Annotated in this window: 22 protein-coding genes; 11 read left to right on the top strand and 11 right to left on the bottom strand. The window is 58.7% G+C overall.

Translation table 11 applies throughout. The annotated features are described in order from the left end of the window. Nucleotides 1–378: 378 nt before the first annotated feature. The 9 genes from msrQ to mrcB all read right to left on the bottom strand — a co-directional run bounded on the left by msrQ (nucleotide 379) and on the right by mrcB (nucleotide 10,249). A complete protein-coding gene (msrQ, locus tag KW849_RS27630) occupies nucleotides 379–999 on the bottom strand; it encodes a protein-methionine-sulfoxide reductase heme-binding subunit MsrQ (protein ID WP_218432580.1) in 621 nt (206 codons plus the stop codon). Then, entirely contained in the window at nucleotides 999–2,012 is a 1,014-nt protein-coding gene (gene msrP / locus KW849_RS27625; protein WP_218432579.1) for a protein-methionine-sulfoxide reductase catalytic subunit MsrP, read from the bottom strand. Before msrP ends, msrQ begins: the two co-directional genes overlap by 1 nt. Nucleotides 2,013–2,075: 63 nt before the next feature. Beyond that, nucleotides 2,076–2,933 carry a CDP-diacylglycerol--serine O-phosphatidyltransferase gene (pssA, locus tag KW849_RS27620; protein WP_108216478.1) on the bottom strand — a complete coding sequence of 286 codons (858 nt, stop codon included), beginning with the start codon at nucleotides 2,931–2,933 and terminating at the stop codon, nucleotides 2,076–2,078. Nucleotides 2,934–3,077: 144 nt separating this feature from the next. Continuing rightward, complete coding sequence (ilvC, locus tag KW849_RS27615) at nucleotides 3,078–4,094, bottom strand: ketol-acid reductoisomerase (protein ID WP_003228216.1); 1,017 nt, start codon at nucleotides 4,092–4,094, stop codon at nucleotides 3,078–3,080. 45 nt (nucleotides 4,095–4,139) lie between these two features. Beyond that, entirely contained in the window at nucleotides 4,140–4,631 is a 492-nt protein-coding gene (ilvN, locus tag KW849_RS27610) for an acetolactate synthase small subunit (RefSeq protein ID WP_003176102.1), read from the bottom strand. Between the two features lie 2 nt (nucleotides 4,632–4,633). Further along, complete coding sequence (locus KW849_RS27605; protein WP_218432578.1) at nucleotides 4,634–6,358, bottom strand: acetolactate synthase 3 large subunit; 1,725 nt, start codon at nucleotides 6,356–6,358, stop codon at nucleotides 4,634–4,636. 483 nt (nucleotides 6,359–6,841) lie between these two features. Further along, complete coding sequence (locus tag KW849_RS27600) at nucleotides 6,842–7,177, bottom strand: YqcC family protein (protein ID WP_218432576.1); 336 nt, start codon at nucleotides 7,175–7,177, stop codon at nucleotides 6,842–6,844. After that, nucleotides 7,177–7,914 (bottom strand): hypothetical protein, encoded by a 738-nt coding sequence (locus tag KW849_RS27595; RefSeq protein ID WP_218432575.1) that lies wholly within the window; start codon nucleotides 7,912–7,914, stop codon nucleotides 7,177–7,179. The genes KW849_RS27600 and KW849_RS27595 overlap by 1 nt, the downstream gene beginning before the upstream one ends. 16 nt (nucleotides 7,915–7,930) lie before the next feature. Next, the gene (mrcB, locus tag KW849_RS27590; RefSeq protein WP_218432574.1) at nucleotides 7,931–10,249 is read right to left on the bottom strand and encodes a penicillin-binding protein 1B; all 2,319 of its coding nucleotides are present in this window, start codon (nucleotides 10,247–10,249) and stop codon (nucleotides 7,931–7,933) included. A gap of 115 nt (nucleotides 10,250–10,364) precedes the next feature. Between mrcB and KW849_RS27585 the strand changes: the two genes are divergently transcribed. From KW849_RS27585 to KW849_RS27570, 4 genes are all read left to right on the top strand, one after another. Next, nucleotides 10,365–11,921: a bifunctional aminoglycoside phosphotransferase/ATP-binding protein gene (locus KW849_RS27585; RefSeq protein WP_218432573.1), complete on the top strand. Its 1,557-nt coding sequence runs from the start codon at nucleotides 10,365–10,367 to the stop codon at nucleotides 11,919–11,921. Nucleotides 11,922–12,012: 91 nt separating this feature from the next. After that, nucleotides 12,013–12,357: a pentapeptide repeat-containing protein gene (locus tag KW849_RS27580; protein WP_007990076.1), complete on the top strand. Its 345-nt coding sequence runs from the start codon at nucleotides 12,013–12,015 to the stop codon at nucleotides 12,355–12,357. 244 nt (nucleotides 12,358–12,601) lie between these two features. Beyond that, complete coding sequence (locus KW849_RS27575) at nucleotides 12,602–12,874, top strand: TfoX/Sxy family protein (protein ID WP_108216473.1); 273 nt, start codon at nucleotides 12,602–12,604, stop codon at nucleotides 12,872–12,874. Nucleotides 12,875–13,255: 381 nt separating this feature from the next. Next, nucleotides 13,256–13,573, top strand: a complete 318-nt coding sequence (locus KW849_RS27570; protein WP_218432571.1) for a Rieske (2Fe-2S) protein — start codon at nucleotides 13,256–13,258, stop codon at nucleotides 13,571–13,573. On the opposite strand, the gene sfsA is transcribed toward KW849_RS27570, so the two are convergent. Both sfsA and KW849_RS27560 read right to left on the bottom strand, forming a co-directional pair. Next, nucleotides 13,570–14,283, bottom strand: coding sequence for a DNA/RNA nuclease SfsA (gene sfsA, locus KW849_RS27565; protein WP_218432569.1), 714 nt, complete (start codon nucleotides 14,281–14,283; stop codon nucleotides 13,570–13,572). The genes KW849_RS27570 and sfsA overlap by 4 nt on opposite strands. Then, complete coding sequence (locus KW849_RS27560; protein WP_218432568.1) at nucleotides 14,283–15,455, bottom strand: pyridoxal phosphate-dependent aminotransferase; 1,173 nt, start codon at nucleotides 15,453–15,455, stop codon at nucleotides 14,283–14,285. Before KW849_RS27560 ends, sfsA begins: the two co-directional genes overlap by 1 nt. A 333-nt stretch (nucleotides 15,456–15,788) precedes the next feature. Here KW849_RS27560 and dksA point away from each other — a divergent pair, with 333 nt between their 5' ends. From dksA to folK, 7 genes are all read left to right on the top strand, one after another. Beyond that, nucleotides 15,789–16,229, top strand: coding sequence for an RNA polymerase-binding protein DksA (gene dksA, locus KW849_RS27555; RefSeq protein WP_007971100.1), 441 nt, complete (start codon nucleotides 15,789–15,791; stop codon nucleotides 16,227–16,229). A gap of 77 nt (nucleotides 16,230–16,306) precedes the next feature. Further along, entirely contained in the window at nucleotides 16,307–17,197 is an 891-nt protein-coding gene (gene gluQRS / locus KW849_RS27550) for a tRNA glutamyl-Q(34) synthetase GluQRS (protein WP_218432566.1), read from the top strand. A 77-nt stretch (nucleotides 17,198–17,274) separates the two neighbouring features. Further along, nucleotides 17,275–17,451, top strand: coding sequence for a hypothetical protein (locus tag KW849_RS27545; protein WP_003176118.1), 177 nt, complete (start codon nucleotides 17,275–17,277; stop codon nucleotides 17,449–17,451). Then, nucleotides 17,435–20,389 carry a sensor histidine kinase gene (locus tag KW849_RS27540; RefSeq protein WP_218432564.1) on the top strand — a complete coding sequence of 985 codons (2,955 nt, stop codon included), beginning with the start codon at nucleotides 17,435–17,437 and terminating at the stop codon, nucleotides 20,387–20,389. Before KW849_RS27545 ends, KW849_RS27540 begins: the two co-directional genes overlap by 17 nt. Before the next feature lie 22 nt (nucleotides 20,390–20,411). After that, the gene (locus tag KW849_RS27535; protein WP_150754948.1) at nucleotides 20,412–21,851 is read left to right on the top strand and encodes a sigma-54 dependent transcriptional regulator; all 1,440 of its coding nucleotides are present in this window, start codon (nucleotides 20,412–20,414) and stop codon (nucleotides 21,849–21,851) included. Nucleotides 21,852–22,673: 822 nt separating this feature from the next. Beyond that, nucleotides 22,674–24,074 carry a polynucleotide adenylyltransferase PcnB gene (locus KW849_RS27530; protein WP_008050165.1) on the top strand — a complete coding sequence of 467 codons (1,401 nt, stop codon included), beginning with the start codon at nucleotides 22,674–22,676 and terminating at the stop codon, nucleotides 24,072–24,074. Nucleotides 24,075–24,077: 3 nt separating this feature from the next. Beyond that, a complete protein-coding gene (folK, locus tag KW849_RS27525) occupies nucleotides 24,078–24,563 on the top strand; it encodes a 2-amino-4-hydroxy-6-hydroxymethyldihydropteridine diphosphokinase (protein WP_218432560.1) in 486 nt (161 codons plus the stop codon). The last annotated feature ends 162 nt before the right edge of the window (nucleotides 24,564–24,725 follow it).

Genomic DNA, 24,725 nt, shown 5'->3' with positions numbered 1-24,725 from the left:
GTCTGACTCCACAAGCACCCACACGAATTGCTTGATTCAGTTGTTAAAGAGCGGTTGGTTAAGATCTTTCGTCTCAACCGAGGCGCGCATTCTACAGCAGCCTCATTTGCTGTCAAGTGATTATTTTCTGAAGTTTTCCAAGTTTCCTTTTCAACTTCAACCACTTGCGCCTCAGATCTCTCATCAGCGGGAGGCGAATTCTACAGCGTTACACGCTGCTGTCAACACCTCTTTTTCAACTTCCTTTTGGCTTCGATGACCTGAAGCAACTTGCTGCCGAAAACTGCGTAACTCATTGTTTGCCAAGGAGTTTTCCGTTTCGACTGCGCCGGAAGTGGGGCGAATTATAGGCTCCCAAAATCTGCCGTCAACCACTATTTACGCCTTTTTGGCAGAAGAGGCCTTTCTAGCCATTAAACACGGAATTCGACGAGCCAAAGGCGGTAGCCGCAGCACTAACAGCAATGCACCTATAGATGCATAGATCACCCACTCCTTGAGGTCGGCGCGCACAATCCAGAGCATATGCAGCAATCCAAGCCCGAGAATGACATACGCCAAGCGATGCAACTTCTTCCAGCTCGCCCCCAATCGCCGCTGACTGTATCGATTGGACGTCACCGCCAAGGCCAGCAAACCAAGAAAGCCCAGCGCCCCGACAATAATGTAAGGCCGCTTGCGTAATTCGACACCCAGCTGCGACCAGTCAAAACCAAGAATGAATGCGCAATAACTAACGAGGTGGAGCAGCACATAGGCAAAACACCACAATCCCAACTGTCGCCGCATGACATTCCAGCCCGCCCAACCGGTGAGTTTCTGCAAAGGCGTCAAGCTCAAGATTACGAGCAGCAGAACAAGCGCCCCCAAACCCAGTCGATCGACCAGCACCTTGCCCGGATCCGGCCCGAGGACATCCCCCCAGGCCTGGTACAACCACAGCAGCGGCCACACCAGCACCACGACAAAGACACCGATACGCCAAAACGGATAGCGCATCAGTAGTTCTTCCTCAGGTCGAGCCCCGTATATAGAGAGGCGACTTCCTCTGAATAGCCGTTGAACATTTGCGTGTCGCGCACATTAGGCTTGAACAAGCCACTGGGCAGGCGGCGTTCACGTGCCTGAGTCCAGCGAGGATGGTCAACCGTGGGATTCACGTTCGCATAAAAGCCATATTCATCCGCGGCAATGCTCTGCCAGGTGGTTTTCGGCTGCTCGCTGACCAGACTGATGCGCACGATGGACTTGATGCTCTTGAAGCCATATTTCCAGGGCACCACCAAACGCAACGGCGCACCGTTTTGATTAGGCAACTCACGCCCGTACATGCCTACCGCAAGAATCGCCAACGGGTTCATCGCCTCATCCAGACGCAAGCCTTCTATATACGGCCAGTCGATCAAGGCAAAACCGGAGCGCTGACCCGGCATGCTTTTGGGATCCTGCAGGGTTTCGAAGCGGATGAATCTGGCTTTCGAGGTCGGCTCGACTTCCTTGAGCAAAGCCGAGAGCGGAAAACCGATCCAGGGTATGACCATCGACCAGGCTTCCACACAGCGCAAACGGTAGATTCGCTCCTCCAGCTGATACGGTTTCATGAAGTCTTCGAGTGCATACCGCCCAGGCTTGCCCACCTCCCCATCCACTACCACCGACCACGGCTCCGTCTTCAGCGTGCCGGCGTTGGCGGCCGGATCACCTTTGTCGGTGCCGAACTCGTAGAAATTGTTGTAGTGAGTCGCATCCTTGAACGGCGTGATCGCCTCATCCTTGACGTTGACCGCCCCCCACTGGGTGGCCGGGAGTTTTTCGCTGAACCAGGAAGGCGCCTTGCCAGGCTCAACATCCGGGTAACGCGAACCATCGCCAGCGCTGGCCCATAGCGGCAGGCTGCCCAGAGCGAAGCCGGCAACCGTGGCACCCAGCACATTGCGTCGAGATAGATAGAGGGATTCTGGCGTGACGTCCGACTCATGGCAGTCGGACGCTTTGGAGACTTTGATCAGCATGGCTACTCCGCAGCTTTGGAGAACAGATGCACCAACAGACTGCGGAGTATGAGGGAAATTACATCACTCGGCGCTTTTGCGCCGACGAAGATGTAACAAGTACTGCACCGGGCCGGATGCTGCATAGGCGAGGAAAACCAGCAGCAGAATGCGCGGCGGATCACTGAACACCACTGCGAACACCAGCACTACCGCGAGGATCGCCACGAACGGCACACGGCCTTTCAAATCCAGTTCCTTGAAGCTGTTGTACTTGATATTACTGACCATCAGCATACCGGCCGCAGCAACCATCAATGCAACCAGGAAGGACATCTTCGACCCCTGGATACCGTAATCGCTGAACGCCCAGACGATGCCTGCAACCACACCCGCCGCCGCAGGACTGGCCAGGCCGATGAAGTAGCGCTTGTCCGCCGTACCGACTTGAGTGTTGAAACGCGCAAGACGTAGCGCCGCACCCGCGACATAAAGGAAGGCAACCATCCAGCCGACCTTGCCCATGTCGCCCAGGGCCCAGCCGAAGGCCAGCAATGCCGGCGCCACACCAAAGGCAACCATGTCCGACAACGAGTCGTACTCGGCACCGAACGCGCTCTGGGTATTGGTCATGCGGGCCACGCGCCCATCGAGGCCATCGAGTACCATCGCGACGAAAATGGCGATGGCGGCAAACGCAAAGTACTTGCTCGCATTGGCCGAGTCACCAGCACTCAGGGCCGCCTGGGCGCTCATCGAGTTGATGATGGAATAGAACCCTGCGAACAGGTTCGCAGTGGTGAACAGATTCGGCAGAAGATAGATACCACGATGCCGGACTTTACGACCTTCAGCGTCATGCCCTTCCTCGACATGTTCATCGATGGGCAGCAGGCTTTCGGCGTCAGAAGCCTGGTTTGGCTCTTCGGGGCGTTCGCTCATGGACATTACCTTGCAACGGGGTGGAAAGTCTGGACAGGTGTCTGGGACGACGGTTCGGCCGCAAACGATGCAGCTTTATACCAGAACCGGCCTCCCAAACGAAAAAACGCGGCCTAAGCCGCGTTTTTCGTACAAGGGCGTGACTTAGTTTTTGGCTTTGTCGACGATCTTGTTGGCACCGATCCACGGCATCATGGAGCGCAGTTGCTCGCCGATGATTTCGATACCGTGAGCGGCGTTGTTACGACGCTTGGCGGTCATCGAAGGATAGCCGGTAGCGCCTTCGCTGATGAACATCTTGGCGTATTCGCCGTCCTGAATACGTTTCAGGGCGTTGCGCATGGCCTGACGGGATTCGGCGTTGATGACTTCAGGGCCGGTCACGTACTCGCCGTATTCGGCGTTGTTGGAGATCGAGTAGTTCATGTTGGCGATACCGCCTTCGTACATGAGGTCAACGATCAGCTTCAGTTCGTGCAGGCACTCGAAGTAGGCCATTTCCGGCGCGTAGCCAGCTTCAACCAGGGTTTCGAAACCGGCTTTGACCAGCTCAACGGTACCGCCGCACAGAACGGCTTGTTCGCCGAACAGGTCGGTTTCGGTCTCGTCCTTGAAGGTGGTTTCGATGATGCCGGTACGACCGCCACCGACGCCGGCAGCGTAGGACAGAGCGACGTTCTTGGCGTTGCCCGAGGCGTCCTGGTAGATCGCGATCAGGTCAGGGATACCGCCGCCCTTCACGAACTCGGAACGTACGGTGTGGCCTGGAGCCTTCGGCGCGATCATGATCACGTCGAGGTCAGCGCGCGGCACAACCTGGTTGTAGTGGATCGCGAAGCCGTGGGAGAAGGCCAGGGTGGCGCCCTTCTTGATATTCGGCTCGATTTCGTTCTTGTACAGGGAGGACTGGAATTCGTCCGGGGTCAGGATCATGACCAGGTCGGCAGCTGCAACAGCGGAAGCAACGTCGGTCACTTTCAGGCCGTGGGCTTCAGCCTTGGCAACGGTAGCCGAACCTTTACGCAGGCCGACAGTCACGTCAACGCCGGAATCTTTCAGGTTGCACGCTTGAGCGTGGCCCTGGGAACCGTAACCGATGATGGCAACTTTCTTGCCCTGGATGATCGACAGGTCGCAGTCTTTATCGTAGAAAACTTTCATGAATTTCCCCTATATCAGGCCGTTCAGGCCGTTCGCTAATTTGGTTTAGATGCTGAGTACTTTGTCGCCGCGGGCAATGCCGGTCACGCCACTACGGACGGTTTCCAGAATCGATGCGGTGCCAATGGACTGAATGAAGCTGTCGAGCTTGTCGCTGGTACCGGTCAGTTGAACGGTATACACGCTGGCGCTGACATCGACGATCTGTCCACGGTAAATATCGGTAGTGCGCTTGATCTCGGCGCGCTGGGCGCCGGTGGCCTTGACCTTGACCAGCATCAGTTCGCGCTCGATGTGAGCACTCTCCGACAGGTCGACCAGCTTTACCACTTCGATCAGCTTGTTCAGGTTCTTGGTGATCTGCTCGATGACCTCATCGTGACCAACGGTGGTCAGCGTCAGACGCGACAGAGTCGGGTCTTCGGTTGGAGCCACGGTCAGGCTTTCGATGTTGTAGTTGCGCTGCGAGAACAGGCCGACTACACGAGACAGAGCGCCGGGTTCGTTTTCCAGAAGCAAGGAAATAATGTGCCGCATGATTAGGTACGCTCCGTCTTGCTCAGCCACATATCGCGCATGGAGCCGTCTTTGATCTGCATCGGGTAGACGTGCTCGCTGGTATCGACCGAAATATCGATCACCACCAGGCGATCTTTCATGGCGAACGCTTCTTCCATCTTCGACTTCAAATCTTTCGAATCGGTGATGCGCACACCAACGTGACCATAAGCCTCCGCCAGCTTGACGAAGTCAGGCAGCGATTCCATGTAGGAATGAGAGTGACGGCTGCCGTAGCTCATGTCCTGCCACTGGCGAACCATGCCCAACACACCGTTGTTCAGGATGACGATCTTTACCGGCAAATCGTATTGCAGGCAGGTCGACAGCTCCTGAATGTTCATCTGGATGCTGCCTTCACCCGTAACGCAGACGACTTCATCATCCGGAAAGCTCAACTTGATCCCCATGGCCGCCGGGAAACCGAAGCCCATGGTGCCCAGGCCACCGGAGTTGATCCAGCGGTTCGGCTTGTTGAACTTGTAGTACTGCGCCGCGAACATTTGATGCTGACCCACATCGGAAGCTACAAAGGCATCCCCCTTGGTCACTTCGCACAGGGTTTCGATCACGGTCTGCGGCTTGATGACGCTGCCGTCGCCCTTGTCATAAGGGAACAGGCCGCGATCACCACGCCACTCATCAACCTGCTTCCACCAGCTGGCAACGGACTCCTTGTTCGGGGTCTCGCCGATTTCCTTGAGGATCGCGACCATTTCGGTCAGGACACTCTCGACCGGACCAACGATAGGCACATCGGCCTTGATGGTCTTGGAGATCGAAGCCGGGTCGATGTCGATGTGAATGATCTTGGCGTTCGGGCAGAACTTCGAGGCACCGTTGATGACACGGTCGTCGAAACGCGCGCCGACAGCGAGGATCACGTCAGCATGGTGCATCGCCAGGTTGGCGGTGTAGCTGCCGTGCATGCCGAGCATGCCGATGAACTGACGGTCGGTGCCAGGGTAGCCACCGAGGCCCATCAGGGTATTGGTCACTGGCAGGTTGAGCATCTTCGCCAGTTCGGTCAGTGGTGCAGAACCACCGCCGAGGATCACGCCGCCGCCCGAGTACAAGACTGGGCGCTTGGCCGCCAGGAGCATTTCTGCCGCCTTGCGGATTTGACCGGAGTGACCACGAACAGCCGGGCTGTAGGAGCGCAGCTTGGCTTTTTTCGGGAAGACGTATTCGAACTTCTCGGCCGGGTTGGTCATGTCTTTCGGAATATCGACAACGACCGGGCCAGGACGACCGGATTGCGCCAGGTAGAAGGCCTTCTTCATGACTTCCGGGATTTCCGACGCGTGCTTGATCATGAAGCTGTGTTTCACGATCGGCCGGGAGATACCGATCATGTCGGTTTCCTGGAATGCGTCGGTGCCAACCATGGTGCTCGGCACCTGGCCGGAAATGACCACCATCGGAATGGAGTCCATGTACGCCGTGGCAATACCGGTGATGGCGTTTGTCGCGCCCGGCCCGGAAGTCACCAGTACCACACCGGCTTTACCGGTGGCACGGGCATAGCCGTCAGCCATATGGGTAGCCGCTTGCTCGTGACGAACCAGGATGTGGGTCACTTCCGGTTCTTTGAACAGGGCATCGTAGACATGAAGAAGAGCACCACCCGGGTACCCGTAGATATATTTGACGCCTTCGTCGCGCAAAAAGCGGACGAGCATCTCACCGCCAGATAAAAGCTCCACGTTGCTCACCTCTAAAACGCCAGAATACCGCCCACGAAAAATGGGACGGGTCTTAATAGGTTTACTTCTCGGCAGAGCATGAGCGACGGTGGTCGCCGACTACGTCAGCACTGACTGAGCAAGTATTGGGATCGTCCCAAGTGTTGCGGGCCTTTCCCACCCAGCGCGAGGTAACGCGTTGCGGGTGTAACAGGTCGACGCGGATAGGCGCCTCATGATCTGCCGAGAGGGTCTGCTTCTGGCAGTCCCTGTACAGCGGACTTTGGATTCTTCTGTTTCGCCCTTCGCAAGTCAAGTCGTCTATGTGCTTTATTCTAGTAAGCACATGAGAACGCAAGAAAAAACCTGTAAATCAGCCCTGTGTTAGCTTCGATTGCGCAACTTTTGGCAAAAAATTGGCACCCGCATGCACTTACCCTGCAATAGCCGACAAAATAGAGAGAGATTGTGGACAACTGCCAGCGGACGCTGGCAGCTTCTGGCTCAGCGAGACGCTGTGATCAACTGATCAAACTGTTTGAGCAATTCCTGCAACTGCCGATCCTTGCCCTGGACATTGCGTCCGGCAAAGACCATTTCAGCCATTTCCTGAATGCCCGAAGCATTGGGTAGCGGCAAATCCTGCTCAAGGATCATCTTCATGCGCGGCAGGAAGATCCATTGCAGCCACTGCTCGAAATCCAGTGTATCGACCGAAAACGGCTCGACACTGGAAAGCGCTTCGACAGATGGCGAGACTTCATCCCACCACCCTAGCACCCGCAACTCGCGCTCGATCAACAACAGTTGATCGGCGATTTTCAGAAAGCGCGCGTCCATCACAGCGTTACCTTGGCCTTCTGACGAGCCAATGCCGCGCCCTGGGAGTCACCCTGTTTTTCACGCGCCTGGGAAATCAGCTCCCACAAGTTGGCCTGAAGAGCTGGACGGCCATTGGCAAGGGTCAGCCCACGGCGAGCGAACTGCTCGGCCTGGGCGGCATCGCCCTGAGCCATGCGCACCTGGGCCAGACGGTAAAGCACCTGCGGTTCACGCGGTGCAACGCGCTGGGCGCGTTCGAGGCTGGAGGAGGCACCATTGAGATCACCGCCCGCCTGTTGCTGTTGAGCGGTGGTCAGCAAGGCCAGCACCGGGCCGTCCAGTTGCTCGTCGGCAGATAGTCCGCCCGCACTGGCCGATGGAATCCCGCTTGGCGACGACGGCATGCTGTAGTTGCCCTGATTGATCGGCGCCGACTGGACCGGCGACGTGTCAATCGGCCCCGGCGTGATCGGACCCGGGGTAATCGGCGCGGTGCTGATCGGTGTCGAAGTCGTTGCTGCGCCTGGCACCATCACCACGACGCCGCTATCACCTTGCGGTATTGCCTGGGTCTGCGACTGGCCTTGCGCAGGGCGCTTGACGGTCGTCTGGCGGAAGCCGCCATTGGCCGAGATCCGCTCACTATTGGACACGGCGGTGCCGGAATCCACAACCGGAATCGAGCCACGTTGTACGCTAGAGCAACCGCTGAGCAAAGCTACGGCGGCAACCGCTGGAATCAACCACTTGTTCACTTGAAACCCTCTTTGCTTAATTCATCCAGCCCTTGACCCAATCCATCACCGTCTCGGCAGGGTTTTCACCACCGCAAGCGGCACCGGGAGGCGGTTCGCTGCCGCGAATATACGGCATCTGCACGGCACCCGGGCAACCAGCGTCAGAACCTTGCCCGGTTCGCGAATCAACCCAGGCCTGGACGATATTATCCGGCTGCGGCATGTCCAGCGGCAACGGGTCGGCCTTGCGCATGAAACTGGTCCAGACCTGCAAGGCCCCGGTAGCGCCGGTGAATGGCGTCTTGCCGTTGTCGTCGCGACCCAGCCAGACCACCGCCAGCAAGTCCTGACTGAAACCGGCAAACCAACTGTCCCGCGAATCGTTACTGGTGCCGGTTTTACCCGCCAGAGTCAGGGTCCTTGGCAACACGCTGTAAACCGAGCTGCCGGTACCTTCACGCATCACGCGCTGCATGGCGCTCTGGATCAGGTAAATGGAGGCCGGATCGAAACGTTGCTGAATCTGGAACGGATAACGCTTGAGCGGCTCGCCCTCGGCAGTCAGCACGCTTCGAATCCCGCGCATCGGCGTATTGAAGCCGCCGTTGGCGAGGGTCTGGTACATGGTCGCCACTTCGATGGGCGTCATGCCGCCAGCGCCGAGCAACATCGACGGGAAAGCCGGGAACTCACGAGACACCCCCAGGCGCTCCACCGTCTTCAATACGTTCGGCACACCGACCGCCAAACCGAGACGCGCGGTCGACAGGTTGTAGGAATGCGCCAGGCCTTGATAGAGGAAGACCGTACCGTGGGAGCGACGATCGTAGTTCTGCGGCTTCCAGACCTGACCGTCCGCCCCCTTGACCGAGAAGGATTCATCCGACAGCCAACTGGTCAATGTGTACTGGCTTGGTTTCTCCAACGCGGTCAGGTAAACCGCCGGCTTGATCAGCGAGCCGATCGGCCGCACAGCGTCCAGCGCCCGGTTGAACCCGGCAAAACTGGCCTGGCGACTGCCGATCATGGCCTGCACCTCACCGGTCTCCGGGTTGGTCACGACCATTGCCGCTTCGACGTCATCGGAACCCTTGCGCCCCGCCAGACGCTTGAAGGTGTCGTTGACCGACGCTTCAGCCTTCATCTGCAGGATCGGGTCGAAACTGGTGAAGATCCGCAGACCTTCTTCGGTCAAGTCTTCGTCGCGATAGTCTTGGCGCAACTGACGCTTGACCAGATCGAGGAAGCCGGGGAACGAGCTGTCCGCCAGACTGCCGCGCTTGGTCACGCCCAGTGGCATTTTCTTCGCTGCCTCAACCTGCTCGGCAGTCGCGACGCCCTGCTCTTGCAGCACATCGAGCACCAGGTTGCGCCGTTCAAGGGCACGCTCCGGATAACGACGCGGGTTATAGGCAGAAGGCCCTTTGACCATGCCTACCAGCAGTGCGACCTGATGCAGCTTGAGCTCGGCCAGCGGCTGGCTGAAGAAGAACTGGCTGGCCAGACCGAAACCGTGCACCGCGCGCTGACCGTCCTGCCCGATAAATACTTCGTTGAGGTAAGCCTCAAGGATTTCGCGCTTGTCGTAATGCACCTCAAGCAGCAGTGCCATCATCGCTTCGGTGAGTTTGCGGTTCAGGCTGCGCTCGTTGGTCAGGTAGAAGTTTTTGACCAACTGCTGAGTCAGGGTACTGCCACCCTGGCGCATGCGACCGGACGAACCGTTGACCCAGATTGCACGGGCGATCGACTTCGGCGAAACACCAAAGTGATGATAAAAATCGCGATCCTCGACCGCCACCAGCGTTTCAAGCAAATACGGCGGCACCTGATCGATCTTGATCAGAATCCGGTCTTCGAGGTTCTTCGGGTACAGGCCGCCGATCAGCAGCGGCTCCAGGCGCACCACCGACAGTTTCGAGCCTTTTGCCCCCGCCAACTCGGCCACGTAATCGCCGGAGAAACGCACCCGTACCGGTTGCGCTTGTTCCATACCTTCATAGAACTGGAAGCCACGGGTATTCAGATCAACGGTATTGCCGTTGACCGACGCCGCCCCCGGACCATTGGCCACGCTTTCACGGCGATAGCCCAGGGCATCGAGTTCAGTCAGGAAATCATCCCTGCTCAGCTTTTGTCCGACGAACAGCTCGAGCGGACGCGCGTAAACCTTGGCCGGAATGGTCCAGCGCTTGCCGGAGAACTTCTCCTGGACGATTGCATCAAGGTAAACGGCGAATCCGGCCAGCACTACCAGGCCGACCAGACTGAGTTTAATGGCCCAGCCCAACCACGGGCGCAGGCCCCTGGAGGGTGGTTTCTTTGGGGTGCGGGGAGTTCGAGTACGAGTCATGGCGGCGGATTATACGCACTTTATTCATACTCAACAGGAGCGCTCCGAGGTTTGCGTCAAGCGGACTTACCGCCATAATGGCCGCCTTGATTTTCCAGACTCTGAAGGATCGCCTGTGAGCCAGTCCCTGATCGCTGCCCTGCAAAACCCTGCCCTCTACCCGCATCCTGTAGAGGGATTCCAGGTCATCGAGACCCATATTTCCTGGGTACTGCTCACCGGCCCCTACGCCTATAAAGTGAAGAAGCCGGTCAATTTCGGTTTTCTCGACTTCACCAGCCTTGAGGCTCGCGAACACTTTTGCGCCGAAGAACTGCGCCTGAACCAGCGTCTGACCGACGATTTGTACCTCGAAGTGCTGCCCGTCACCGGCAGTGCCGAGGCTCCGCAACTGGGTGGCGAAGGCCCGGCCATCGAATATGTACTGAAAATGCGCCAGTTCCCGCAAAACGGCTTGCTCAGCACCCTTCAAGCCAATGGCGAACTGACCACCGCGCACATCGACGAGATGGCCGAGCAAATCGCCCGCTTCCACCTCAGCGCACCGAAAGTGCCAGCCGGGCACGAAGCCGGCACCCCGGACAGCGTCATGGCGCCGGTGCGACAGAACTTCGAACAGATCCGTCCGTTCCTCAGCGACAAAGCCGACCTGCTGCAACTCGACGCCCTGCAAGCCTGGGCCGAAAGCAGCTTTGAACGCCTCAAACCGCTGTTCGCCCAGCGCAAGGCCGAAGGCTTCATTCGTGAATGCCACGGTGATATCCACTTGGGTAACGCCACCGTGATCGACGGCAAGGTCGTGATCTTCGACTGCATCGAATTCAACGAACCGTTTCGCTTTACCGACGTTTATGCCGACACCGGCTTCCTGGCGATGGACCTGGAAGATCGCGGCCTGAAGTGCCTGGCGCGTCGTTTCATCAGCCAGTACCTGGAGTTGACCGGCGACTATCGCGGCCTCGAACTGCTGAACTTCTATAAAGCCTACCGCGCACTGGTTCGTGCCAAGGTTGCCCTGTTCAGCATGCCGGCCGAAGCCACTGCCGTGCAGCGCGCCACGACCCTGCGCCAATACCGCAACTACGCCAACCTGGCGGAAAGCTACAGCACCATTCCTTCGCGTTTCATGGCCATCACCCACGGTATTTCCGCCGTCGGCAAGAGCCATGTCGCCATGCGTCTGGTCGAAGCCCTGGGCGCGATTCGCCTGCGCTCCGATGTCGAGCGCAAGCGCCTGTTCGGCGAGCAAACCGTCGAGAATAACGTACAGGCCGGTATCTATAGCGCCGACGCCAGCGCGGCGACCTATGCCCGCCTGCATGAAATCGCCGACGTCATCCTGCGTGCGGGCTTCCCGGTGGTGGTCGACGCCACTTACCTCAAGCGTGATCAGCGTGACAGTGCCGCGAAGGTTGCCGAAGCCACAGGCACCCCCTTCCTGATCCTCGACTGCAATGCGCCACAGGCCGTGATCGAAAGCTGGCTGGCCATGCGTCAGGCAGACAAGAAAGACCCATCCGACGCCACCCTGGCTGTTATCGCTGCCCAGCAAGCCAGCCGTGAAGCGCTGACACCTGCGGAAATCCTCTGCAGCAAGCGCGTCCAGACCAATGAAAGCGGGACGCTCGATACAGTCGTGGAACAGATTCGCCAGCGCCTGCCAGGCCTGTAAGAAACTATTTCAGTCGTGAGGCCCGCACAGGCTTCACGACTGCAAAATAGTGGCACTATACTGGCGTCATAAAAACATCAGGTGATGCGACATGAGCCAGCCGAAACTTCTCGATACTCCGCTTTATGCCCTGCTGCACAAAGACGACATCCGAGGCTTCAACAGTGAACGCCCCAAAGATGGCCCCATCGACATGGCGGGTGGAGATTTCCGGGGGCTGGACCTTCGCGAGCTGAATGCCGACGGTGTGGATTTCAGCAACGCCTACTTCCGTTCCGCCGACTTGCGCGGCATTGATTTCAGCAAAGCGAACCTGGAAGGCGCGAGTCTGGCCCACGCGCAAATCTCCGGTGCCTACTTTCCGGTGGAACTCAGCGCTGACGAAATCCTGATGTCGATGAACTTCGGCACGCGATTGCGCTATCGCACCCGCTGATCATCATCGCTGACTGACACGTCCAGCGCCCCTCGCTGCGCTGGACTGAGGGTTGCTCACCCGTAATTCCTGATTATTCCCCACCTCTTCCTACTGCGTTCGCGGATTTTTCACGCTCTGCCAATACTCGTTTCTTAGAAGCATTTGCCTCGAAAACGAGCAAACAATCACGCGTTTCCTACTGATGGCTACACTCCTCAGAAGATTGCCCACGCTCTCCATTCGGCCATCGCAAGGAGGCTTGATGAATGATGAACTGCAACACCTGAAGAATCTTGGCAAGACGTCAGCGCAATGGCTGCATGCCGTGGGCATCCATAGCGCGTCGGACTTGCGTCGCCTCGGGGCGGTGGATGCTTATCGGGCCGTGCGCACGCGCGGTTTTCGGGCGTCCAAGGTGTTGTTGTACGCAATTGAAGGCGCCCTGATGGACGTTCACTGGAACGACATTCCTGCCGAGCGCAAGGAAGCGCTGAACAAACAACTGGAAGCCATATCTACACGCCACAAGATTTGATCCGACAAATATTTCTGAAGCTTTGCAACCTGAAACCCAATGATTACGCGGCCTGCAGACGCAAATCCGGAAAATCGCAAAGAAATCAAAAAACAGCGGTTGACTTGGTAATGAGAATCGATATTATTATCACAACTGGTCGCGAGACTGGTCAGATATTCTGAAAAGCCCTTGGTTCGGACTCTCGGATTATCTCCTCATCAGGCTAATCACGGTTATTTGACCCGGCTCTTGCCGGGTCTTTTTTTGCCTGTGGAAAAGTACTGACAGGGTCAGGCGCAGCTTCCTTCAAAGGATTCCACGGGCAAGACAGCCATTTGATAGCATTCAACCCTCAAGCTCGGACATATCCGCTCACGAGCTGCGCGACCGAGGATAGACATGAAGTTGCTTTGCGCAGGTACCGAGCTGGTCAACGACAGCAGCCGCGGTTTCGACATCGGTGGCCAAAAGTTTTTTGCGGTGCGCCGTAGCGGGCAGGTTTATGTCTACATCAATCGCTGCCCGCACCGGGGCGTTGCCCTTGAGTGGCATCCCGACCAGTTTCTCGACCCCAGCAACAGCCTGATCCAGTGCGCCACCCATGGCGCACTGTTCCTGATCGAAGACGGTGAATGCGTCGCCGGCCCTTGCGCGGGGCAAGCCTTGACCGGCGTGGCCTGCCGCGAGGATGAACAGGGGATCTGGATCAGCCTTTAACCACCCGGTAACACGTCCAGACGCCGGTCGACCCGCATTTCTTCGTGGCTCAACCGCACACCGTAAGCCAATACCTCGACCCCGCAGGCGATAGCCTCACGCAAGGCCTGAGCATAAGCCGCATCGATTTCCTGCGCCGGGCGCACGGCCTCGATGTCGGTCAGGCAAACACAGTACAACTGCACCGCGCGAATACCGTCCCTGGCCAAATGCGCCAGTTCCCGCAGATGCTTGGCGCCACGCTGGGTGACCGCATCGGGAAACGCTGCCACCGCCGTACCGTCGAAGCCCAGGGTCACGCTTTTGACTTCGACGTAGGCTGGCCCGTCGGGATAATCGAGGCGGAAATCGATGCGACTGTTTTCCTGACCATAAGCCACTTCGCGCTTGAGTTCGGTAAAGCCGTTCAGTTCGGTGATGACGCCCGCTCGCAGCGCCTCTTCGATCAAACCATTGGCGCGGGCGGTGTTCACGCAAAACAGCCGCCCTTGCGGGGTTTCACCAATCTCCCAAGTACCAGGCAACTTGCGTTTCGGGTCATTGGAGCGGCTGAACCAGACCTGCCCGCCTTCGACCTGACAATTGAGCATCGAGCCGGTGTTCGGGCAGTGAATGGTCAGCAATTCGCCGCCAACGGTTTCGATATCGGCGAGAAAACGCTTGTAACGTCGGATCAGGCGCCCTTCTTCAAGGGGAGGATGAAAACGCATCAGCCTTGCCAGCTCCGCAACCCACGGGCAATGCGATCGACCGCCTCCTGCAAACGCTCGAGATTTTGCGTATAGGCGAACCGCACATGATGCCCGGCCTTATAACGCCCGAAATCCAGCCCCGGGGTGAATGCCACATGTTCGGTTTCGAGAAAATGCTTACAGAACGCGAAGGCATCGCCGCCGAACTTGCTGATATCGGCGTACAAGTAGAACGCCCCTTCCGGCTCCACGGCAATGCCGAAGCCCAATTCACGCAAGACTGGCAGCAGGTAATCCCGACGCCGGCCAAATTCGGCGCGACGCTCTTCCAGAATGCTGATGGTTGCCGGTTCGAAACAGGCCAGTGCAGCGTACTGCGCCATGCTTGGAGCGCTGATGTAGAGATTCTGGGCGAGCTTTTCCAGCTCACCGACGGCCGCGTCGGGGGCCACCAGCCATCCGAGCCGCCAACCGGTCATCCCGAAGTACTTCGAAAAACTGTTCAGAACGAATGCACTGTCGTCGACTTCCAGCACGCTGGCCGCATCGGTGCCGTAGGTCAGGCCGTGATAAATCTCGTCGACCACCAGATGACCGTGGCGTGCCTTGATCGCGACAGACAGCTTCGCCAGCTCGTCGCGGGTCAGGATCGTGCCGGTCGGATTGGCCGGCGACGCGACCAATGCGCCGACGCTGTCGTGGTCCCAATGACGCTCGATCAGGCCAGGCGTCAACTGATAACGCACATCCGGACCGACCGGCACCAATTGCGCCGCGCCTTCGACCAGTCGCAGGAAATGCCGGTTACACGGGTAGCCAGGGTCCGCCAGCAGCCAGTGTTTACCGGGGTCTACCAGCAAAGCGCTGGCCAGCAGCAACGCGCCGGACCCGCCTGGCGTGATGAGGATGCGCCGAGGGTCGATATTCAACCCATAACGCTGCTGATAAAAACCCGAGATAGCCTCACGCAGCTCCGGAATGCCGCGCGCGGCGGTGTAACGGGTTTTCCCCGCTGTCAGCGCAGCCTGGCCGGCCTGAATGATCGGTTCGGCGGTGGTGAAGTCCGGCTCACCGATTTCCAGGTGGATCACGTCATGGCCGGCTGCCTGCAATTCATTGGCCCGCGCCAACAGCGCCATGACATGGAAAGGTTCGATTGCGCGACTGCGGGCACTGTAGGACTGAGCCATTGGCCTTCCTTCAACGGAGAAAAAACCGATTCTACCCAAGCGCAGGAACGAGCGAGAACCTAAAGCGGTCAGAGGCCTTGTAACCCCGATCACAAACGACTCAAGCACGCGCGCAAGGTTTGACTAAAATCAATAATTGAGCAGGGTTCCAGAGCCACCAGACAACGGTTTGTCATGATCTGCAAGCAGTATGTGCCGCGAGCTCGACATCCGGGAGTAGCGCGGCCCGAGTTGATCTGGTAAGTTCGCCCGCTTGCAGCCGCAGGGCCGGCAGTTGTCGGTGATGGAGCAATCCTGCGCAGATGGATTACAAGAGTAGAGGCGGTCTATTTCATGTCCACCCAAGCAAAGCAGCAAAATCAGGCGATCAGCGGCTTCGAGCCCTATGTTCAGAAAGCCGGCGAAGAATACATGGGCGAGCCCATGCGCAAGCACTTCACCAAGGTCCTGAATCAGTGGAAAAAAGAGCTGATGGAAGGTGTCGACAAGACCGTGGACCACATGAAGGACGAAGCGGCCAACTTTCCTGATCCGGCAGACCGTGCCAGCCAGGAAGAGGAATTCGCCCTCGAACTGCGCGCCCGCGACCGTGAACGCAAGTTGATCAAGAAGATCGACAAGACACTTCAGCTGATCGAAGACGAAGAGTATGGCTGGTGTGAATCCTGCGGCATCGAGATCGGCGTCAAGCGCCTCGAAGCGCGTCCTACCGCCGACCTGTGCATCGACTGCAAGACCCTGGCGGAAATCAAGGAAAAGCAAGTCGGCAAATAATTGCGACTTGAACGAAGAACGGAGCGTGCGAACGCTCCGTTTTTGTTTCTGATGTTTTTTTGGCTTTAAATGTATCCATGACCGCCAACACCCCCTACATCGGGCGCTTCGCCCCCACCCCTAGCGGCCATCTACACTTCGGCTCGCTGGTCGCCGCGCTGGCCTCTTACCTCGACGCGCGCTCGGTGGGCGGACGCTGGCTGATGCGCATGGAAGACCTTGATCCGCCTCGTGAAGAACCCGGGGCCCAGGCGGCCATTCTCAAGGCTCTGGAAGGCTATGGCTTCGAGTGGGATGGCGACCTGGTTCGCCAAAGCGAGCGGCACGATGCCTACGCCGAGGTGCTCAATCGCCTGTTCAATCACGGCCTGGCCTACGCCTGCACCTGTTCGCGCAAACAGCTGGAACCGTATCGCGGGATTTATCCGGGGCTGTGCCGCAATGCCGGCCATGGCACCGACGGCGCCGCCATCCGCCTGCGTGTTCCGGAGCTGGAGTACCACTTCATCGACCGGGTGCAAGGCGAATACCGCCAGCATCTGGGCCGGGAAGTCGGCGACTTCGTGATTCGCCGCCGCGACGGTCTCTACGCCTATCAATTGGCCGTGGTCCTGGACGATGCCTGGCAGGGCATCACCGATATCGTTCGAGGTGCCGACCTGCTGGACTCCACGCCCCGCCAGCTCTACCTGCAAGAGTTGCTCGGTCTGCCGCAGCCGCGTTATCTGCATATCCCGCTGATTACTCAACCTGATGGCAATAAACTTGGTAAGTCCTACCGCTCGCCGCCGCTGACCGAGGATCAGGCAACGCCACTGTTACTGCGGGCGCTGCGCGCGCTGGGACAAAACCCGGGAACCGAACTGACTGATGCCACGCCACGAGAAGTGCTGAACTGGGGCATTGTCCACTGGGATGCCTCGTTGATCCCGCGCACACTGAGCCTGCCCGAGGCGCAGCTGTTGTGATCGCACTTGCAGTGGCGCGCCCATCCGTTACCATCGCCGCACGTTTTAGGGCACGCGCATAAAAAAGAGAGGCCGGGATGTACATCTATCGCTTGGTCCTGCTTTTGGTAGTGGGGATTTACCTGTTTTCCCCGGCCATCATGGATTGGTGGATCGACGCCACTGGCGCCTGGTATCGCCCGTATCTGCTCTGGCTGATTCTGATCGTCGTGACTTTCATCCTGCAGAGCCAAAAAGATGCCGATGAGCTTTAGCCTGACCCAGATGATCCTGATCAGCGCCGCGTACCTGGCGGTGCTGTTCGGTGTGGCCTGGATCAGCGAACGGGGCATGATTCCCCGGGCGATCATTCGCCACCCGCTGACTTACACCCTGTCACTGGGCGTCTACGCCAGCGCCTGGGCGTTTTATGGCACCGTGGGCCTGGCCTATCAGTACGGCTACGGTTTTCTGTCCAGCTACCTGGGCGTTTCCGGGGCATTCCTGCTGGCGCCGGTGCTGCTCTACCCGATCCTGAAGATCACCCGCACCTATCAACTGTCGTCTTTGGCGGACCTGTTTGCCTTCCGCTTCCGCAGCACCTGGGCCGGAGCACTGACCACGATTTTCATGCTGATCGGTGTATTGCCGTTGCTGGCCTTGCAGATTCAGGCGGTCGCCGACTCCATCGGCATCCTCACCCAAGAGCCGGTACAGAATCGCGTGGCCCTGAGCTTCTGCGCATTGATTACGCTGTTCACGATTTTCTTCGGCTCCCGCCACATCGCCACCCGCGAAAAGCATGAAGGCCTGGTGTTCGCGATTGCGTTCGAATCGGTGATCAAGCTGATCGCCCTCGGCGGTGTCGGGCTGTATGCGCTTTACGGCGTGTTCGATGGCCCACAACAGCTTGAGCTGTGGTTGCTGCAAAACCAGACTGCGCTCGCTGCCCTGCACACGCCTTTGCAGGAAGGCCCGTGGCGTACGCTGCTGCTGGTGTTCTTCGCCTCGGCGATCGTGATGCCGCACATGTACCACATGACCTTTACCGAGAACCTCAACCCACGTTCGCTGGTCAGTGCGAGCTGGGGCCTGCCGCTGTTCCTGTTGCTGATGAGCCTGGCAGTGCCGCTGATTCTCTGGGCCGGACTGAAGCTCGGCGCCACCACCAACCCGGAATACTTCACCCTGGGCATCGGTATCGCCGCCAACAACAAGGCGCTGGCGTTGCTGGCGTATGTCGGCGGGTTGTCCGCTGCCAGCGGCCTGATCATCGTCACCACGCTGGCGCTGTCCGGGATGGCCTTGAACCACCTGGTGCTGCCGCTGTATCAACCACCGGCCGAAGGCAACATCTACCGCTGGCTGAAATGGACCCGCCGGGCGTTGATTGTCGCGATCATCATGGCCGGCTACGGCTTCTACCTGATGCTCGGTGCCGAGCAGGACCTGGCCAACCTCGGCATTGTCGCTTTCGTCGCCACGTTGCAGTTCCTGCCGGGCGTGCTTTCGGTCCTGTATTGGCCGACCGCCAACCGTCGCGGCTTCATCGCCGGTTTGCTGGCGGGGATCCTGGTGTGGCTGGTGACCATGCTGTTGCCGCTGGTCGGCAACCTGCAAGGCTTCTACATTCCGCTGCTGAACATGATCTACGTGCTGGACGACACCAGCTGGCACATGGCGGCAATTGCCTCGCTGGCGGCCAACGTGCTGATGTTCACCCTGATCTCGCTGTTCACCAACGCCAGCACCGAAGAGGCCAGCGCTGCCGAAGCCTGCGCCGTGGATAACGTGCGCCGCCCGCAACGCCGGGAACTGCACGCCGCCTCGCCTCAGGAGTTCGCCACACAACTTGCAAAACCATTGGGTGCAAAAGCTGCGCAGAAAGAAGTGGAACAGGCCCTGCGCGATCTCTATCTGCCCTTCGACGAGCGTCGACCGTATGCCCTGCGCCGCTTGCGTGACCGCATCGAGGCCAACCTCTCCGGCCTGATGGGGCCGAGTGTAGCCCAGGACATGGTCGAAACCTTCCTGCCCTACAAGGCCGGCGGCGAAAACTACGTCACCGAAGACATCCACTTCATCGAAAGTCGTCTCGAGGATTACCACTCGCGCCTGACCGGCCTGGCCGCCGAACTCGATGCCCTGCGCCGCTATCACCGCCAGACCTTGCAGGAATTGCCGATGGGCGTTTGCTCGCTGGCCAAGGACCAGGAAATCCTCATGTGGAACAAGGCCATGGAGGAACTCACCGGCATCACCGCGCAGCGCGTGGTCGGTTCGCGCCTGAGCACCATTGCCGATCCCTGGAAAGAACTGCTGCAAGGTTTCATCAATCTGCCGGACGAACACTTGCACAAGCAGCACCTGGCCCTCGACGGCCAGACCCGCTGGCTGAACTTGCACAAAGCGGCGATCGACGAACCCCTCGCGCCGGGCAACAGTGGCCTGGTGCTGCTGGTGGAAGACTTGACCGAAACCCAGATGCTCGAGGACAAACTGGTGCACTCCGAGCGCTTGGCCAGCATCGGTCGCCTGGCGGCCGGCGTGGCCCATGAAATCGGCAACCCGATCACCGGTATCGCGTGCCTGGCGCAGAACCTGCGCGAAGAACGTGAAGAAGACGGCGAGCTGAAGGAAATCAGCGGCCAGATCCTCGAACAGACCAAACGCGTGTCGCGCATCGTCCAGTCGCTGATGAGCTTTGCCCATGCCGGCAGCCATCAGCACAGCGACGAGCCCGTCTGTCTGGCCGAAGTGGCTCAGGATGCCATCGGCCTGCTGGCCCTGAACCGACGCAATTTCGAAGTGCAGTTCTACAACCTGTGCGACCCCGAACACTGGGTCGAAGGCGACCCGCAACGGCTGGCCCAGGTATTGATCAACCTGCTTTCAAACGCCCGTGACGCCTCGCCTCCCGGCAGTGCGGTACGGGTCAAGAGCGAAGCTGGCGAACACACGGTCGATCTGATCGTGGAAGACGAAGGCAGTGGTATTCCGTCGAGCATCATGGACCGATTGTTCGAACCTTTCTTCACCACCAAGGACCCTGGCGAAGGCACCGGTCTGGGCCTTGCACTGGTCTATTCCATCGTTGAAGAGCATTATGGACAAATCACCATCGACAGCCCGGCTGATGTTCAAAGCCAACGCGGCACCCGAATCAGGGTTACTTTGCCGCGTCATGTCGAAGCGACGTCCGCTGTGAACTGAGACCGTCGAGAGTATCGAATCAATGCCGCACATTTTGATCGTCGAAGACGAAACCATTATCCGCTCCGCCTTGCGCCGCCTGCTGGAACGTAACCAGTACCAGGTCAGCGAAGCCGGATCAGTGCAGGAAGCACAAGAACGCTTCACCATTCCCTCGTTCGATCTGATCATCAGTGACCTGCGCCTGCCGGGCGCGCCCGGCACGGAGCTGATCAAGCTCGCCCAGGGCACGCCGGTGCTGATCATGACCAGCTATGCCAGCCTGCGCTCGGCAGTCGACTCGATGAAAATGGGTGCAGTGGATTACATTGCCAAGCCATTCGACCACGACGAAATGCTGCAAGCCGCCGCACGCATCCTGCGTGACCGACAAACGGTACAAGCCGGTGGTGAGGCAGTTGCCGGCAAAGCCGCCAACGGTGCGGCGAAATCCGGTACCGACAACAGCAACGGTGAAATCGGCATTATCGGCTCGTGCCCGCCGATGCAGGACCTGTACGGCAAGATCCGCAAAGTCGCGCCGACCGATTCCAACGTTCTGATCCAGGGCGAATCGGGCACCGGTAAAGAACTGGTGGCGCGTGCCCTGCACAACCTGTCCAAACGCGCCAAGGCACCGATGATTTCGGTGAACTGTGCGGCCATTCCGGAGAGCCTGATCGAGTCCGAACTGTTCGGCCACGAGAAAGGCGCATTCACCGGCGCCAGCGCCGGACGCGCCGGCCTGGTGGAAGCGGCGGACGGCGGTACCTTGTTCCTCGACGAAATCGGCGAACTGCCACTGGAAGCCCAGGCTCGCCTGCTGCGCGTATTGCAGGAAGGCGAAATTCGTCGCGTGGGCTCGGTGCAGTCGCAAAAAGTCGATGTGCGCCTGATCGCTGCAACTCACCGCGACCTCAAGAGCCTGGCGAAGATCGGCCAGTTCCGCGAAGACTTGTATTACCGCCTCCACGTTATCGCGCTGAAGCTGCCAGCCCTGCGCGAACGCGGTGCGGACGTCAACGAAATCGCCAACGCCTTCCTGGCGCGGCAAAGTGCGCGAATCAACCGCACCGACCTGAAATTCGCCGCGGATGCCGAGCAAGCCATTCGTCACTACTCCTGGCCGGGCAACGTTCGCGAACTGGAAAATGCCGTCGAGCGTGCCGTTATCCTGTGCGAAAGCCCGGAAATTTCCGCAGAGCTGCTGGGCATCGACATCGAGCTGGGCGACCTGGAAGACGACGAATTCATTGGCCTGCCCCCACAACAGGGCAATGGCAATGCCAGTAACAGCAATCACGAGCCGACCGAAGACCTCTCCCTGGAAGACTACTTCCAGCATTTCGTCCTCGAGCATCAGGATCACATGACCGAAACCGAGCTGGCCCGCAAACTCGGGGTCAGCCGCAAATGCCTGTGGGAGCGCCGTCAGCGCCTGGGCATCCCGCGGCGCAAGACCGGGGTGGCCAGCGAAAGCTGAACCACACCTGTCTCATGTGCGGGTAACACGTGACTTTGTGGAAAAAACTGTTACCTCAGTTTTTTCACGTAACAGAAGCCGGGGCTTACGGTAACGAAGCCCCGGCTTTTTTTGGTCTTCGAAATGCCTTGTAGTCGGCCTAACCCCTTGTTTTATTGGGTTTCGCAAAAGTTGGCACGCACCCTGCTATATGTTTGGTACAAGAACAATAACAAGCAATGCACAAGACAATAAAAATAAGACGAATCGACTCACGCATAATAAAAACAAGACGGCGAGAGGCGCAGCTAACTGATTCTTTTGGAGAGGCGTTGTATTTGGGGCTAGCCCCACGACCAGGCCGAGAACAACAAAAACTGTCTTAAGACAGAGCCTGTACTGGTTGGATCGCAAGATCACTGCAACACAGCGACCAAAGCAATCCGTTTGCTCTTGACTCCCGATTGGGAGGGTCATGAAGGAAAGCTTCATGGCGAGGGCACTCAACAAAAACAAGAAGCCCGAAACCAAAAATAAAAATAGAGCATGCAACTACTTCTTGGGGAGCTTCGGCTCCCCTTGTGGTTTTCGCGATTCCAGAATCTGCGCACCTGCTTACCGTAGGAGCGAGCTGGCTCGCGATGGTCGTGAACGATAACGCGTAAAACCAGACACCCCGCACCGCTCTTGCGCTTTTCGCGAGCAAGCTCGCTCCTACAACCTGCGGCCTACAGCTCATATCTGCTGCGTCCTACACCATCCCCCGACTAAATGCTAGAATCCCCGCCCATCATGCGGTCATTCTTCTGTTATGGCCGAATATTCCTTCAAACAGTGCATCCCATGCTGAAGAAGCTGTTCCAGTCATTCCGTTCTCCCAAGCGTCCTACGCAACACATTCGCAGCACGCCTGAAGTGCTCAACAGCGGCCAACACTCGCTGCAGAAGGCGCAATTCAGCCGCTACGCGGTGAATATCGTTGAACGCCTGCAGAGCGCCGGTTATCAGGCTTACCTGGTGGGCGGTTGCGTGCGCGACATGCTGCTGGGTATCACACCGAAAGATTTCGACGTTGCCACCAGCGCCACACCCGAGCAGGTACGGGCCGAATTCCGTAACGCACGAATCATCGGGCGCCGGTTCAAACTGGTGCACATCCACTTCGGCCGCGAAATCATCGAAGTCGCGACCTTTCGCGCCAATCACCCGCAAAACGAAGACGAGGAAGACAGCAATCAGTCTTCGCGCAACGAAAGCGGGCGCATCTTGCGCGATAACGTTTACGGCACCCTGGAAGAAGACGCGCAACGTCGCGACTTCACCATCAATGCCTTGTATTACGATCCGGTCAGCGAACGCATCCTCGACTACGCCAACGGCGTACACGACATCCGCAATCACCTGATCCGCCTGATCGGCGATCCGACGCAACGCTACCAGGAAGACCCGGTACGGATGCTGCGGGCCGTGCGTTTCGCCGCCAAGTTAAACTTCGGCATCGAAAAACACAGCGCCCTGCCGATCCGCGGCCTGGCACCGATGCTGCGCGAAATCCCGTCGGCCCGCCTGTTCGAAGAGGTGCTCAAGCTGTTCCTCTCCGGCCATGCCGCCGATACGTTTGAAATGCTGGTCGACCTGCAGTTGTTCGATCCATTGTTCCCGGCCAGCGCCGAAGCACTGGAATACAACCCGACGTACACCCACACCTTGATCAGCGAAGCCCTGATCAACACCGACCTGCGGATCAAGCAGAACAAACCGGTCACCCCGGCGTTCCTGTTTGCAGCCCTGCTCTGGCCTGCCCTGCCGGCCCGCGTCCTGCGCCTGCAGGAGCGTGGCATGCCACCGATTCCGGCGATGCAGGAAGCGGCACACGAGCTGATTGCCGAACAGTGCCAGCGGATCGCGATTCCGAAACGCTTCACCATGCCGATCCGCGAGATCTGGGACATGCAGGAACGCCTGCCGCGCCGCAGCGGCAAGCGTGCCGATCTGTTGCTGGACAATCCGCGCTTCCGCGCCGGCTACGACTTCCTGTTGCTACGTGAAAGCGCCGGCGAGCAGACCGATGGCCTGGGCGAATGGTGGACGGACTATCAGGACGCCAACGAAAGCGAGCGCCGTGACATGATTCGCGACCTCAGCGGCAAGGACGAAGGCACCGGCGCCCCGCGCAAGCGTCGCCGCAGCGGTGGTTCCAAGCGCAAACGCGCCGCCGGCGCTTCGAGCACCACGGGCGAGTAATCCATGGAACGCATCTACATCGGCATGGGCAGCAATCTGGCTGCCCCTGCCGAACAATTGCGCAGCGCCATCGAGGCGCTAGCGCATTTGCCACAAACGGCGCTGGTCGGGGTTTCTACGTTTTATCAAAGTGACTCTCTGCTACCCGGACAACCGCGCTACACCAATGCAGTGGCCGCTCTCGACAGCACGCTGGCGCCACTGGACCTTCTTGATGCCTTGCAGGCCATCGAAAACGGCCAGGGTCGCGAGCGTCTTGAGCGCTGGGGACCGCGCACGCTGGATCTCGACATCTTGCTGTTCGGTAATCGCCTGATCGACGAACCGCGCCTGAAGGTTCCCCATTACCATATGCAGGAACGGGCCTTCGTGTTGTATCCGCTCGCGGAACTGGCCCCTGCGGGTTTGCGACTGGCCGATGGCCGGACCTTGGCCGAACTGCTCGAGGCATGCCCGTTCGTCGGCCTGGAACGCCTCACCCCGAACTGACCAAAATCCCCTTGTGGGAGCGGCGGTGCGGCGATCCGACTTGCTCGCGAAGACGATTTAACATTCAACATAAAAATTGACTGTCAGGTCGCTTTCGCGAGCAAGCCCGCTCCCACGTTGGTTTTTGTGTCGCGCACAAGATCCGCTGCTGAATCGCATCAG

Origin of the sequence: Pseudomonas sp. PDM26 (genome assembly GCF_019219185.1) — a bacterium.
In the GTDB taxonomy this organism is placed as follows: Bacteria; Pseudomonadota; Gammaproteobacteria; order Pseudomonadales; family Pseudomonadaceae; genus Aquipseudomonas.
Note: the sequence above shows the minus strand (reverse complement) of the source record. Positions and strands in the feature narration are given on the sequence as shown.

Excerpts from the sequence above, each read along its gene's own strand:
- msrQ (WP_218432580.1), bottom strand. The coding sequence starts at position 999 with ATGCGCTATCCGTTTTGGCGTATCGGTGTCTTTGTCGTGGTGCTGGTG.
- msrP (WP_218432579.1), bottom strand. The coding sequence starts at position 2,012 with ATGCTGATCAAAGTCTCCAAAGCGTCCGACTGCCATGAGTCGGACGTC.
- pssA (WP_108216478.1), bottom strand. The coding sequence starts at position 2,933 with ATGAGCGAACGCCCCGAAGAGCCAAACCAGGCTTCTGACGCCGAAAGC.
- ilvC (WP_003228216.1), bottom strand. The coding sequence starts at position 4,094 with ATGAAAGTTTTCTACGATAAAGACTGCGACCTGTCGATCATCCAGGGC.
- ilvN (WP_003176102.1), bottom strand. The coding sequence starts at position 4,631 with ATGCGGCACATTATTTCCTTGCTTCTGGAAAACGAACCCGGCGCTCTG.
- KW849_RS27600 (WP_218432576.1), bottom strand. The coding sequence starts at position 7,177 with ATGGACGCGCGCTTTCTGAAAATCGCCGATCAACTGTTGTTGATCGAG.
- mrcB (WP_218432574.1), bottom strand. The coding sequence starts at position 10,249 with ATGACTCGTACTCGAACTCCCCGCACCCCAAAGAAACCACCCTCCAGG.
- KW849_RS27580 (WP_007990076.1), top strand. The coding sequence starts at position 12,013 with ATGAGCCAGCCGAAACTTCTCGATACTCCGCTTTATGCCCTGCTGCAC.
- KW849_RS27575 (WP_108216473.1), top strand. The coding sequence starts at position 12,602 with ATGAATGATGAACTGCAACACCTGAAGAATCTTGGCAAGACGTCAGCG.
- KW849_RS27570 (WP_218432571.1), top strand. The coding sequence starts at position 13,256 with ATGAAGTTGCTTTGCGCAGGTACCGAGCTGGTCAACGACAGCAGCCGC.
- sfsA (WP_218432569.1), bottom strand. The coding sequence starts at position 14,283 with ATGCGTTTTCATCCTCCCCTTGAAGAAGGGCGCCTGATCCGACGTTAC.
- KW849_RS27560 (WP_218432568.1), bottom strand. The coding sequence starts at position 15,455 with ATGGCTCAGTCCTACAGTGCCCGCAGTCGCGCAATCGAACCTTTCCAT.
- dksA (WP_007971100.1), top strand. The coding sequence starts at position 15,789 with ATGTCCACCCAAGCAAAGCAGCAAAATCAGGCGATCAGCGGCTTCGAG.
- gluQRS (WP_218432566.1), top strand. The coding sequence starts at position 16,307 with ATGACCGCCAACACCCCCTACATCGGGCGCTTCGCCCCCACCCCTAGC.
- KW849_RS27545 (WP_003176118.1), top strand. The coding sequence starts at position 17,275 with ATGTACATCTATCGCTTGGTCCTGCTTTTGGTAGTGGGGATTTACCTG.
- KW849_RS27540 (WP_218432564.1), top strand. The coding sequence starts at position 17,435 with ATGCCGATGAGCTTTAGCCTGACCCAGATGATCCTGATCAGCGCCGCG.
- KW849_RS27535 (WP_150754948.1), top strand. The coding sequence starts at position 20,412 with ATGCCGCACATTTTGATCGTCGAAGACGAAACCATTATCCGCTCCGCC.
- KW849_RS27530 (WP_008050165.1), top strand. The coding sequence starts at position 22,674 with ATGCTGAAGAAGCTGTTCCAGTCATTCCGTTCTCCCAAGCGTCCTACG.
- folK (WP_218432560.1), top strand. The coding sequence starts at position 24,078 with ATGGAACGCATCTACATCGGCATGGGCAGCAATCTGGCTGCCCCTGCC.